Genomic DNA, 12,628 nt, shown 5'->3' on the forward strand with positions numbered 1-12,628 from the left:
TGGCTGCCGCACTCCAAACTACGCACCACGCGGATGATGAGCGAGCAAGGCAATCAATTCAGCGCGTGATGGCACTGGAGATGGTTATCAGAGCGCACCAGTACAGATTTTTATGAAATAAGTTCTAATGAGGCGCGCCGATGATCGTCGATCCCTACCGGTGTAGGTGACTCCCCTTCGGCATGGACAGGCACTTCACACTAGCACCACGCGCACGCCGGCCATCTCTAACCGACGTAGCTCGGTTTCCGGCAGATCGGTATCGGTGATAATCGTCTCAATTGCTTCTAAGGGTAGCACCTTGATAAATCCACGCCGCTGCCACTTACTCGAATCGGCGAGCAGGATAATCCGCCGCGCAGCCCGCGCCAATGCGCGCTTGGTATGGGCAATCTCGCTGGTCGAATCGGTCACACCATACGTAGAGTCGACCGACTCGGCGGCCAAAAAGAGCTTCTCGACGACCAGATCACCCAGGCTTTGTTCAACCAGCGGGCCGAGAGTGCCGAACGTGGCGTAGTTGACCGTACCTCCCAGCATCCAGACCTGTACATCGTTGAGATGACGTAACTCGATGACCACATTCAAGGCGTTGGTCACCACCGTCAGCGGCGTCCGCTGACGCAGATGCTTCACCATCTCAACCACCGTCGTTCCGGCATCGAGCAGAATGGTATCACCGGGTTGCACAAATTGTGCCGCCGCCGCCCCGATGCGCACCTTTGCCTCAAGCCGAATACTGGCCCGTTGCTCGAACGCGATCAACGCACTGGTCGCCGGCAAAGCGACGGCACCGCCGTGATCGCGTACCAGCACCCCCTCACGTTCGAGTACAGCCAGATCGTTACGAATCGTGACCGGCGTCACACCGAAAATATCGGCCAGCTCATTGACCCGCACTGAACCACGCTGCCGCACGAGTTCGGCAATGCGGGTTCGCCGGTCGAGCATTAGGGGGCTGCGTTCTCCAATCGTGCTCTCGTCGGGCTGCATGCATGTATCTCCAGTTGCATAAAGTTTCGTTTGTTTACGTTGGTATTGTACGTTGTCGGCATGAAGCCCGTCAAGAGTGTTCGCCGGCACGTGAACACACAACCCGCTGCAGATGGGCAACAGACAGGGCACCCATAACCTGATCACCGGCGCACGCCACCATTACCGCCTGGCCAGCCGGCGTTCGCGCAGGGTGTGTGCCGTCAGCAAAGCCAGATCATGGAAGAGGCTCTCGGCCCCGGCTTCTTTCTCTTCCTGGGGAAGGGCGAGATGGGTCTCGATCCGATGCTGCATGTCGGTTAAAGCCTGCGTTGGGGCATCAGCAGCCAGATAGTGCAAGAGCATCCGATGCGCCCCTTTGCGCTCCATCACTTCCAGGCCGTCCAGAATCTGACGGTGCGGTGTTCCCTCCCAGATCGGCAGAATCATTGCATCGCGCAACCAGCGCTCGGCATTGTACTCGGCGAGCGTCCCAATCCCGCCGTGAACCTCCATCCCCCACTTTGCCGTCTGCACCGCGAATTCAGCCGTCCAGTACTTGGAGAGATGCGCAAGCAAACGAAAGAGGTGGTACTGTTCTGGATAGGGCGGTGTCACCTGCCAGACTTGTTCGAGCAGGCAAACCGCTTCCCAGGCCAGCGCAAAGGCAGCTTCCAGTTCGACAATCCGTTCCTCAATCTGACGCCGGAGCAAGGGGTGGGCGGCTATCGGCTTACCGAAAGCCCGGCGCTGGTGCGCAAAACTCACTGCTTCGGCCAGCGCACGCTGGGCCAGCGCGACACTCCCCACACTGTTTGCCACCCGTGAGAGGTTCAGGGTCTCCAGAATGAGGTAGATACCCCATTCCGCCCGCCCCAACAAATAGGCTTCGCTGCGACGCAATTCTACTTCACCGGTGGGTACCGCGCGCGTACCGATCTTGTCTTTCAGGCGGCGAATGGTGTAGTTGAGACTGCCATCGGCGCGATAGCGGGGGACGAGAAACAGGCCCAGACCACGAATATCTGCCGGACCGGTGGCGAAGCGGGCAGCGACTACTGCCAGTTCGGCACCGACATTACTGGCAAAATACTTATCACCACTCAGGTACCAGTGTCCATCCTCAGCAACCGCGATAGTCGCCACGGTCGCCCCCAGATCAGAGCCGCCACCGATCTCAGTCATCCAGGTTGCCCCCTGCCAGACCGTTGCGTCCTGGCGCAGCAGCAACGGCAAAAACCGGGCTTTCAATGCTTCCGTCCCATACTTTGCCAGCGGCACTGCGGTTGAAAGTGACACGGTATACGGGCAGTAGAGACCGGCATCGTAAAAAGCGGTAAGATAGCCCAACAGGTAGTGCGGCACGAGTGAGGTTTCGGTAAAGACCCGCCAGATCACACCGCTTTGGTAGCCCTGCCGCACCATACGCCAGTATTCAGCAGGGTAGAGAATCTCATCGACCCGTTGTCCATGACGATCAAACATTCGCAGCCAGGGTGTCCCCGCCCGATCAATGGCCGCCGAGACCGGTTTCCCCTCGTGTTCCCACCATGCCTGATACGCTTCCAGATAGTCTGGTTGAGCGAGATCGGCCAACTGGTGACGCAAAAACGCCAGTGGCGAAAAGATATGCTGTTCCATAGTCATCACCTCTGCTGGAATTATAGCAAATCTGGCAGTACGATGGGTGATGCACTACAGAGACACAGAGGGCACAGAGTGATGATGTGATTGTCTGCGCTCTGTGTCATACCAATGCAATACTATGCACAGCACGCGATCCAACACAAACCCTTCCGCCACCTCCGATTTTTTCCATCGCGACGACATCATCAATCATCCATCGCGAAGGCAATCTGATTGGGCACCGGCAACGTCCGTAGGGGTGGGTTCAGCCGGAAACATCAATATTCGGCGCCTCCATCGCTCTCGCCTGACCCGGCAGTGCTACCAGGACATGCCGCCCGACGAGCGACCACAAAGAAAATCAAACGAAAACCAAATCATAGCAAAAACAAAAATATATATTGACAAAAAGAAAATATATGATATGATGGTGCCATCGAACAACAACGTCTGACTCGTCATCAACCCGATAGTCTGGTGAAATCGGCAACGGCACCCGCACCCTCTGCCCTCCTTGCGCAATAGGTTGTCGATTTACCGCAACGAAGCGAAGAACAGGTTCGGGCAGCCAGGCAGGCTGCTGCACAGGGGAGTGCTCTTATGGTAAAGCTAACCGCCACGAGTGTGCGCATCGGCGCGACCGCGACCTCGAAAGCAGAGGCGATTCGCCAGGTTGGGCAGGTGCTGGTTGAGGCCGGCCATATTCAACCTGCGTATATCGAGAGTATGCTGGCCCGTGAAGCGCTGGCCAATACCTTCCTCGGTAATGGAATCGCTATTCCGCACGGCAAACCGGAAGACCGCGACCTCATCATTGAAACTGGCATTGCTGTCTTGCAAGTTCCCAACGGCGTCACGTGGAATGTAGGTGAAACTGCCCGTTTTATTGTCGGTATTGCCGCCCGTTCCAACGAGCATATTGACATTCTACGCCGCCTGACCCGTGTGCTCGGCGATACGACGCTGGTCGAACGGCTATGCCAGACTCGTGATCCCGCCGATATTGTCGAAGCACTGACCGGTACCCGTCCCTTGGCCCCCCCACAATCTCCCGGTGACTACAATCACGCGATTCAGGTAGTCATTCACAATCCAACCGGCCTGCACACCCGTCCGGCAACCGCCTTTGTCGAAACGGCCAGACGCTTTCAGGCCGCGGTACGCGTCCGTTACGGCGATGCGGTTGCCGACGGTAAGAGCCTCTTGAGTCTGTTGCAACTGGGGGTGAGTAGTGGTGCCAGCATCACCATTTCTGCTCAGGGGACCAATGCTCCGGCGGCATTAGCCGCGCTCAAGGCCCTGGTTGAGAGTGGTATGGGTGAGGAACCGGTTTCCGAAGACACGGCCAATCGTCCGCAAGTGACCTATCGCGGATGGGAACCGCAGCACGTCGCTACCACCATCAATGGCATTGCCGCCGCCGAGGGGCTGGCGGTTGGGCCAGTCCGCCACTACCGCCGGACACCGCTAGTCGTTACCGATAATCCCACCGATCGTGTCACGGAGGCGGCAGCACTTGAACGGGCAATTGCCGAGGCGCGTAGCGAACTTGAGCTGGTAGCAGGGGAAGTCAGCCGTCGGCTTGGCTCATCTCGCGCCGCAATCTTCCGGGCACACGCCGAATTGCTGACCGACCCTGCATTGATCCGCGAAACTGTCAGCCGGATTTTCGACGGGCACAGTGCGGCCTGGGCCTGGCAACAGACCATCGCGACCCGGGTTACCCAGCTTGACAAGCTTGATGACCCGGTACTGGCAGGGCGCGCCGTCGATCTAAACGATGTTGGCCAGCGGGTGTTGCGCCACTTACTCGGTCTGGGCGAGATGCCGTTCATCAGTCTGGCCGAACCGGCAATTCTGGTAGCCGATGACCTGACCCCTTCTGACACGGCCATGCTCGATCCCGACAGTGTGCTGGGGCTTTGTACGGCGCTCGGTGGTCCAACGTCACACACCGCGATTATTGCCCGTTCACTCGGCCTACCGGCCATCGTCGCCGCCGGTAACGCCGTCCTCAATATTGAAGATAGTACGCCGGCAATTCTCGATGGCTATAGTGGCCGGCTCTATCTGCGACCATCAGCCGCCGATGTTGAAGCAGCGCATGCCTTGCGGGCCGGTCTCGATCAGGAACAGGCGGTAGCCTTCGCCACACGTCATCAGCCGGCCATTACCCGCGATGGTGTCCATATCGAAGTTACTGCCAACGTCAACCGGATCGCTGATGTCGCACGTGCACTAGAAAACGGGGCCGACGGGGTTGGCTTAATGCGTACCGAGTTTCTATTCCTCGAACGCGATAGTGCTCCCGACGAAGAAGAACAGTATCAGGCGTATCGGGCAATGGTTGAGGCGATGAATGGGCGTCCGCTGATCATTCGCACCCTCGACATTGGGGGCGACAAAGAGGCACCCTATCTCAACATTGCACGGGAAGACAATTCGTTCCTGGGCATTCGTGGATTACGCCTCTGCCTGCGCCGACCTGATCTGTTCGAGCCGCAATTACGCGCCATCTACCGCGCCGCTATGCACGGCCCACTCAAGATCATGTTTCCGATGGTCGCTACGCTGGAAGAGGTACAACAGGCCAAGGCAATTGCCGAGCGCATTCGTGCCGAACTCAATGCGCCACCGGTCGAGATCGGGATTATGGTTGAGGTGCCATCGGCAGCAATGCTGGCCGACGTGCTGGCGCAAGAGGTCGATTTCTTCTCCATCGGTACCAACGATTTGACACAGTACGTCCTGGCGATGGATCGCCTGCATCCAGACCTGGCCCGCCAGGCCGATAGCCTACATCCAGCTGTGCTCCGCACAATTGCCCGCACCGTCGAAGGCGCAGCCGGTGCCGGGCGTTGGGTAGGTGTTTGTGGTGGAATTGCCAGCGATCCGCTCGGCGCAGCGATTCTGGTCGGTTTAGGAGTACAAGAGCTGAGCGTCAGTATTCCCAGTGTCGCGACCATCAAAGCGCACCTGCGCAGTCTGAATGCCGTTGATCTGCGTAATCTGGCGCGACGAGCACTGGCGTGTCGTAATGCAGCGGAGGTGCGCGCACTATGAACATCGCTACCATTACCCTTAATCCAGCTATTGATCAGACTGTCTTCATCAATCATTTTCAATTAAACACCGTGAACCAGGCGCGTGCCATGCAACGCGATGCTGGCGGCAAAGGAGTCAATGTCGCATCCTTTCTGGCCGATTATGGCCTTTCAGTTACCGCCACGGGCTTACTCGGTGCCGAAAATCCCCATATCTTTGAGCGTCATTTTGCAGCCAAAGGTATCACCGACCGGTTTGTCCGGGTGCCGGGTGCGACCCGGATCGGGGTAAAAATCGTTGATGAAGCGAACCAGCAAACGACTGATATTAATCTCCCTGGTTTGCCGCCACCACCTGCTGCCCTGAACATCCTGATCGACGTGATCGATGAACTGGCAGTTACTCATGAATGGTTTGTACTGGCCGGCAAGTTACCGCCTGGCGTACCGGTTGAATTCATTCCCAACCTGGTTGCCCGTCTCCGCAGTTTTAACTGCAACGTTGCCCTTGATGTCAGCGGGTCGGCCCTAATTGCCGGTCTGCAAGCCCAACCTTCACTGGTGAAACCCAACCTTGATGAGCTACGCCAGATCGATCTGCTCGATGGTGAAGGGTTGGAAGCAGTGGGCAATGCGGCGCGCCGGATCAATCAGATGGGAGTGGGGCTGGCAATTGTATCTATGGGTGCGCAGGGTGCGATCTTTAGCGATGGAACGCAATTACTGCACGCAATCCCGCCATCGGTCACCGTGCGGAGTACAGTCGGTGCCGGGGATGCAATGGTCGCCGGCACCATTGCCGGCCTCGTTGAAGGACTATCGCTAACCGAGATCGCTCGTCGCGCAACAGCCTTTTCACTGGCGGCGCTCGGTTCGATTGGGGCCCACCTGCCGCCACGCGCTGAACTGATCGCGCTGGCAGCAAAAGTTACCGTTACCGTGGTTGATCCGGCTGTCACGACCGTGACGCCTGTTGATCAATAGAAGTTATAAGGAGCAAAGGGAGGAGAACCATGGCGGTCATTGTCGCAATTACGTCATGTCCCACCGGTATCGCGCATACCTTTATGGCGGCGGAGGGGCTACAACGGGGAGCAGAGAGTCTCGGCCACACGATCAAGGTCGAGACACAGGGGTCGGTTGGCGCCGAAAATACGCTGACGGCGGCTGATATTGCCGCTGCCGAGGTGGTGATCATTGCCGCCGACACCAAAGTCGATCTGAGTCGGTTTGCCGGCAAGCGGATTTACGAAACCAGCACGAAAGCAGCAATTCACGACGGGGCAGGCGTGGTGAAGGCAGCACTTGCCCAGGCCACCACCAAAGCAGTATCGGCGGGGGCACGATCCGATCTGGTTGATCAGGTAGCGGCGGCAAAGGCGGCCCGCGCATCAGGCGTAGCCGGCCCGTACAAGCATCTGATGACCGGTGTCAGCTACATGCTCCCGTTCGTGGTAGCCGGTGGTCTGCTCATTGCTCTGGCATTTGCCTTCGGCGGTATCTACGTCTACGAAGATGCGAACCGTGGCACGCTGGGCTGGGCATTGTTCCAGATCGGTGCCCCATCGGCCTTCGCGCTGATGGTACCCATCCTCGCCGGCTTCATCGCCTTCTCCATCGCAGATCGGCCCGGTCTGGCCCCCGGCATGATCGGTGGCATGCTGGCCTCTTCCACCGGTTCCGGCTTCCTCGGCGGTATCCTGGCCGGGTTCATCGCCGGTTACGCGACGCAATGGCTCAACCAGAACCTCAACCTGCCCAAAACACTGGCCGGCCTGAAGCCGGTACTGATCCTGCCGCTGCTCAGCTCACTATTCGTCGGTCTGCTGATGGTCTACGTGATCGGCCAGCCGGTGAGTTCAGCCCTCAATGCCTTAACGGCCTGGCTGCAAAGTATGGAGCAGAGCAGTGCGCTAATCCTCGGCCTGATCCTGGGTGCGATGATGGCCTTCGATATGGGTGGCCCGGTCAACAAAGCTGCCTACACCTTCGCCACCGGACTACTGGCCTCGCAAGTCACGACGCCGATGGCAGCCGTGATGGCTGCCGGTATGACCCCACCGCTCGGCCTGGCACTGGCGACCCTGCTATTCAAAGATCGCTTCTCTGACGAAGAGCGTGAGGCGGGCAAGGCCGCTGCCGTACTCGGCATCTCCTTCATCACCGAAGGTGCCATTCCCTTCGCGGCCAAAGACCCCTTCCGCGTCATTCCTTCGATTATGGTTGGGTCGGCAGTAGCCGGTGCGCTCTCGATGCTCTTCGGGGCAACGCTGGCTGTGCCACACGGTGGCATCTTCGTGCTGCCTATTCCGAATGCTGTCGGCAACCTGCCGATGTACATCGTCGCCATCCTGGTCGGTACCCTGGTAACCGCAGCGATGCTCTATGTGCTCAAGCGACCACTGAATACTGCCGAAGCACCAACAACGGCAGCAGTGCGGGGGACGGCTGATTAGTCATCGCAAACTGCGTTATACACGCAACTCAATCGTTGCAGCAACCGGGAGTGCGGAAGCCAGGCTTCCGCACTCCAAGTGTGACTACTGAATTCATCCTCAATAGATTACCCGTCGCACCGGAGCGCATCTGTGTCAGCGACACATCCCTAGCACTCTTCTTGTGAAACTTCACGTGGTGCAGGCGGCACACTTGTGATCGGCAAACGCACACGAAAGGTCGAACCACGGTCCGGTTCACTCGTTGCTGAGATCGCGCCTTTCATTACCTGACACAATCGCTGGCTGATGGCCAGCCCCAACCCGGTACCACCGTAGCGTCTGGTCGGACCACTATCTACCTGCACAAATGGCTTGAACAGGTGCTGGAGCTGATCGGCAGCAATACCGATCCCCGTATCACTCACATCAATCTGAATCTCATCTATGGTTGAACGGTAACAGTGAACACGAATCTCACCCTGCTCGGTAAACTTACAGGCATTGCCAACCAGGTTCAACAACACCTGGCGTAAACGTACCGGATCGGCCACCACCGGTGGCAGGTCTGGTTCTATCGTAACGGTGATAGTATTTTGCCCCTGCTTCGCCAGTCCCTGCAACGTCATCACAACTTCATGGATCAGCGTGGACATGTGAACCGGCTCTGGGTGAATAGTCACCGCATTCGCTTCCAGGCGAGCGTAATCAAGAATATCGCTAATTAGCGTCAACAAATGTCGTCCGGCCGTAATGATCCGGTCAAGGTCGGATGTCTGTGTATGCAGACCCCGGTTTGACAAATCCTCGCGTAAAAACTCACTGTAGCCCAAAATCGCCGTCAGGGGTGTACGCAATTCGTGACTCATCGTTGACAGGAAGGCACTCTTCGCCTGACTGGCCGCTTCAGCCGCCTCCTTCGCTTCTTGCAAGGCCTGTGCTGCCTGCTTAAAGAGAGTGATATCGCGTAGCACAAAAATCCGCCCCATCGGCCTGCCATCACGATTGCGCAACGTAGTACAGCGTAAATCGTAGGTCGTTGCCCCCGTTTCACCGGTATGTTGCACCTCAAACTGGCCCTCATAACGATCACGTACCTGCTCGATCAACCAGCGTGGTGCACCATGTGTCAACGGCTGACCAAGAACATCTATCGTCACCGACAAAATCGCCTGTGCTGCCGGATTCAGGTCAATGATCCGATCATGCATATCAAGCACGATAATCGCATCAGGCATCTGATCAACAATCATCTCACGCGCCGCCGGTAAGAGGTCAAATGCACGATAGCGCTGTATCGCCACCGTGAAAGCCAGCCCACTAAGCGCAAAAGCGACTGGCGTTAGGTCAACAAAGGGGATCGGACTAAGACCGGTCACAAAGAGGATACTTGCTGCCCAGGGGAGTAGCGCTCCAACCACCAGACTGATCACCTGAGAACGGTAGAAGGATTGACTACGGATCGCCTGATTGATCATCAACACCGTACCGGCAAATACCATCGCGTAGGCGCTCAGAACACTGGCATACCACAGTGGCCCGTTCGGCCCGGTCAGCACCCAAAGGCCACCAGCAGTATATGTCAATTCCACCGTTGGCCACATCAACCAATGCCACCCATTTGTCCAGGCACCGATCAGAAATCCACTCTGGAGCAGGATCAAACTGTATACCACGCTACGCGGCAACAGATGAGCTCGATCAGTGTAGAACAACGCAAACAACAGCCACAGTAATGGCACACTCACAACACTCATGTATTGAATATTGCTCAACAGCACCTTACCGGCAATGGATGCATTCGACAATTCCAGGGCATGCCACAGCGACCACCAGATTATGCTGAACATCATGCCAAGGAAGACCTTTACCACTGATAGTTGCCGATATGGCCAGGCCAGACGCATTGCTCCTGACGCCAGGAGCACCGCAGCCAGTGGTAAGAAGATGTAGGGTGTGAAATACCACATAAACACAGGTTTCATCGCTGCGATTATTCACGATCATAAACGCAATATACAGCATAGCATACCATGACTTGCCAACCAATCCGAAACCCTGTATAATAGACACCACTGATAAGTGGTGACAATAAGATACAGATCAATGGTTGATCGCATCCAGGAACAACTGATGGCGTTAGGTCTCAACCGCTACGAAGCGGCTACCTACCTGGCGCTCCTCGAACGTCGGAGCTACACCCCGGCGCAGGTAGCGGTGCGTGCCGGCATTCCTCGCCAGCGCATCTACGACGTACTGGCCGCACTTTGCGCACGTGGCCTCGCCATCGAACGTCACAGCGACGGTCAACGCCACTACGTCGCCATCGATCCGGCCATCGCCCTACCGGCCCTGATCGAGCAGCGTCGTCGGCAATTCGAGCACGAACAGGCTACACTGACTGAACACGTCCAAACGCTCCTCACCACCCTCACACCTGCTTTTACGGCTGGTCATGAACAGATCGATCCCCTCGATTATGTTGATGTCCTGCTCGACCGCCGGCTCGTCGTCGAGCGCGCCCTGGCCCTGGCGCAGAGTGCTGAACGCGAGATCAGCGTCTGTTTCAAGCTCCCGTTACTGGGTGACCGGGAAAGCAATTTTGCCGAAGTAGCCGAACCACTCGGTCGCGGTGTGCGCTATCGCGCACTCTACGAACGGTCAGCCCTGGCGAACCCTGACTTGCGAGCCTGGGTGACGCAGTTCGTTGAATGGGGGCAACAGGCGCGGATGGTCGAGACCCTGCCGCTCAAGGTGAATCTCTACGACCGTCGCATCGCCTTACTCTCGCTCCAGGATCCCGTTACCGGTGCGCTGAGTCTCACCGCACTCTGTGTCACCCATCCCAACTTCAGCGTATTCCTGCAGGGTGCGTTCGAGCAACTCTGGAGTGATGCCGAACCGTTCCAGCCCACCTAGTGTTACACGCCACTGAGTGTGATGCGTCCACATTCAGGGCGTGTCGGGTAACCAAACCAATCCCAGGGTGGACGCATCACCCTAAACGTGGAGGTGCCGTATGTGCTCCGCCGATCCGCTTGAGTTACTTGGCATTGATTATGTTGAGTTTTACGTCAGCAATGCTCGCCAGGCTGCCCATTTCTACCGCACCACACTCGGCCTGCGTCCAATTGCCTACGCCGGTCTCGAAACCGGGGTGCGCGACCGGGCCAGTTATGTGCTCGAACGCCGCAATGTACGCTTCGTCCTGACCGCACCCCTCCTGCCCGATCACCCGATTGCGCAGCACATTGCCCACCACGGCGATGGGGTGAAAGACATTGCCCTGCGTGTCCGTGATGCGGTGACTGCGTATGAAACAGCGGTTGCCCGTGGCGGAATTCCGGTGCAGGCGCCGACCGAATATGTGGACGAACATGGCCGAATTATCAAGGCGACGATTGCCACCTATGGCGACACCGTCCACTCATTTATCGAGCGCGAAAACTACCGGGGAACATTTATGCCCGGTTTCCAGCCGATCACCACACCGCTACCGGTACCGGAAACCGGTATTGCCGCCATTGACCATATCGTCGGCAACGTGGAACTGGGGGCCATGAATCGTTGGGTCAATTACTACCGTGATGTGCTCGGCTTCAACCAATTGGTACACTTCGACGATCACGACATCAGCACCGAGTACAGTGCCCTCATGTCGAAGGTGATGCAAAACGGTACCGGTCGGATCAAGTTCCCCATCAACGAACCGGCTGAGGGGCGCCGCAAGAGCCAGATCGAAGAGTTTCTTGAGTACTACGGCGGCCCCGGTGTTCAGCACATCGCCCTGGCAACCGGCGACATCTGTGCAACCGTCGATGCACTGCGCGCTGCCGGTATTCCGTTCATCCACGTACCCGACGCCTACTACGATGATCTCGAAGAGCGGGTGGGCAAAATCGACGAGAGCCGGCAGGCCCTCCAGGAGCGGGGGATTCTGGTTGACCGTGATGAAGAGGGGTACCTGCTCCAGATCTTCAGTCAGCCACTTCAAGATCGGCCAACGCTCTTTATCGAGATTATCCAGCGCAAAGGTAGCCGAGGCTTCGGTAAGGGTAATTTCAAGGCGCTCTTCGAGGCCATCGAACGCGAGCAGGCCCGGCGTGGCAATTTGTAGTGAATTATGAAGGGGTGGGAATACACCCGCAATACCTCCCCCAGCGGGGGAGGTCAGGAGCATGCCCGCAACACCTCCTCCAGCGGGGAGATCAGAAGCACGCCCGTAACACCTCCCCCAGCGGGGAGATCAGAAGCACGCCCGCAACACCTCCCCCAGCGGGGGAGATCAGAAGCACGCCCACAACACCTCCCCCCAGCGGGGAGATCTGGAGCACGCCCGCAACACCTCCCCCCAGCGGGGGAGATCAGAAGCACGCCCGCAACACCTCCCCCCAGCGGGGAGATCAGAAGCACGCCCGCAACACCTCCCCCAGCGGGGAGATCTGGAGCACGCCCGCAACACCTCCCCCCAGCGGGGGAGGTCAGAAGCACGCCCGCAACACCTCCCCCAGCGGGGGAGATCAGAAGCACGCCCACAACACCTCCCCCCAG

Annotated in this window: 8 protein-coding genes; 5 read left to right on the forward strand and 3 right to left on the reverse strand. The window is 57.8% G+C overall.

The features are described from left to right. Positions 1-195: 195 nt before the first annotated feature. Together VAE55_RS15960 and VAE55_RS15965 are read right to left on the reverse strand one after the other, a co-directional pair. Positions 196-993: a DeoR/GlpR family DNA-binding transcription regulator gene (locus VAE55_RS15960; protein ID WP_322816722.1), complete on the reverse strand. Its 798-nt coding sequence runs from the start codon at positions 991-993 to the stop codon at positions 196-198. Positions 994-1,155: 162 nt separating this feature from the next. After that, on the reverse strand, positions 1,156-2,613 hold the full coding sequence (locus VAE55_RS15965) for an acyl-CoA dehydrogenase family protein (protein WP_322816723.1): 1,458 nt from the start codon (positions 2,611-2,613) through the stop codon (positions 1,156-1,158). 585 nt (positions 2,614-3,198) lie between these two features. On the opposite strand from VAE55_RS15965, the gene ptsP reads away from it, so the two are divergent. Genes ptsP through VAE55_RS15980 form a run of 3 tightly spaced genes read left to right on the forward strand, consistent with a single transcriptional unit; the run spans position 3,199 to position 8,098 of the window. Beyond that, positions 3,199-5,661 (forward strand): phosphoenolpyruvate--protein phosphotransferase, encoded by a 2,463-nt coding sequence (gene ptsP, locus VAE55_RS15970; RefSeq protein WP_322816724.1) that lies wholly within the window; start codon positions 3,199-3,201, stop codon positions 5,659-5,661. Continuing rightward, complete coding sequence (gene pfkB, locus VAE55_RS15975; RefSeq protein ID WP_322816725.1) at positions 5,658-6,626, forward strand: 1-phosphofructokinase; 969 nt, start codon at positions 5,658-5,660, stop codon at positions 6,624-6,626. The genes ptsP and pfkB overlap by 4 nt, the downstream gene beginning before the upstream one ends. A 29-nt stretch (positions 6,627-6,655) precedes the next feature. After that, complete coding sequence (locus VAE55_RS15980; protein WP_322816726.1) at positions 6,656-8,098, forward strand: fructose-specific PTS transporter subunit EIIC; 1,443 nt, start codon at positions 6,656-6,658, stop codon at positions 8,096-8,098. A 149-nt stretch (positions 8,099-8,247) separates the two neighbouring features. Here VAE55_RS15980 and VAE55_RS15985 read toward each other — a convergent pair whose 3' ends face one another. Further along, the gene (locus VAE55_RS15985; RefSeq protein WP_322816727.1) at positions 8,248-10,047 is read right to left on the reverse strand and encodes a histidine kinase N-terminal 7TM domain-containing protein; all 1,800 of its coding nucleotides are present in this window, start codon (positions 10,045-10,047) and stop codon (positions 8,248-8,250) included. 136 nt (positions 10,048-10,183) lie between these two features. Between VAE55_RS15985 and VAE55_RS15990 the strand changes: the two genes are divergently transcribed. Beyond that, the gene (locus tag VAE55_RS15990) at positions 10,184-10,996 is read left to right on the forward strand and encodes a TrmB family transcriptional regulator (RefSeq protein ID WP_322816728.1); all 813 of its coding nucleotides are present in this window, start codon (positions 10,184-10,186) and stop codon (positions 10,994-10,996) included. Between the two features lie 100 nt (positions 10,997-11,096). Next, positions 11,097-12,194 carry a 4-hydroxyphenylpyruvate dioxygenase gene (hppD, locus tag VAE55_RS15995; protein ID WP_322816729.1) on the forward strand — a complete coding sequence of 366 codons (1,098 nt, stop codon included), beginning with the start codon at positions 11,097-11,099 and terminating at the stop codon, positions 12,192-12,194. Positions 12,195-12,628: the final 434 nt, after the last annotated feature.

The sequence above is a fragment of the Chloroflexus sp. genome (genome assembly GCF_034432675.1).
Taxonomy (GTDB): domain Bacteria; phylum Chloroflexota; class Chloroflexia; order Chloroflexales; family Chloroflexaceae; genus Chloroflexus.

Bases quoted from the DNA above. Each gene is read 5' to 3' on its own strand.
- VAE55_RS15965 (WP_322816723.1), bottom strand. From the start codon at position 2,613: ATGGAACAGCATATCTTTTCGCCACTGGCGTTTTTGCGTCACCAGTTG.
- ptsP (WP_322816724.1), top strand. From the start codon at position 3,199: ATGGTAAAGCTAACCGCCACGAGTGTGCGCATCGGCGCGACCGCGACC.
- hppD (WP_322816729.1), top strand. From the start codon at position 11,097: ATGTGCTCCGCCGATCCGCTTGAGTTACTTGGCATTGATTATGTTGAG.
- VAE55_RS15980 (WP_322816726.1), top strand. From the start codon at position 6,656: ATGGCGGTCATTGTCGCAATTACGTCATGTCCCACCGGTATCGCGCAT.
- VAE55_RS15960 (WP_322816722.1), bottom strand. From the start codon at position 993: ATGCAGCCCGACGAGAGCACGATTGGAGAACGCAGCCCCCTAATGCTC.
- VAE55_RS15990 (WP_322816728.1), top strand. From the start codon at position 10,184: ATGGTTGATCGCATCCAGGAACAACTGATGGCGTTAGGTCTCAACCGC.
- pfkB (WP_322816725.1), top strand. From the start codon at position 5,658: ATGAACATCGCTACCATTACCCTTAATCCAGCTATTGATCAGACTGTC.
- VAE55_RS15985 (WP_322816727.1), bottom strand. From the start codon at position 10,047: ATGTGGTATTTCACACCCTACATCTTCTTACCACTGGCTGCGGTGCTC.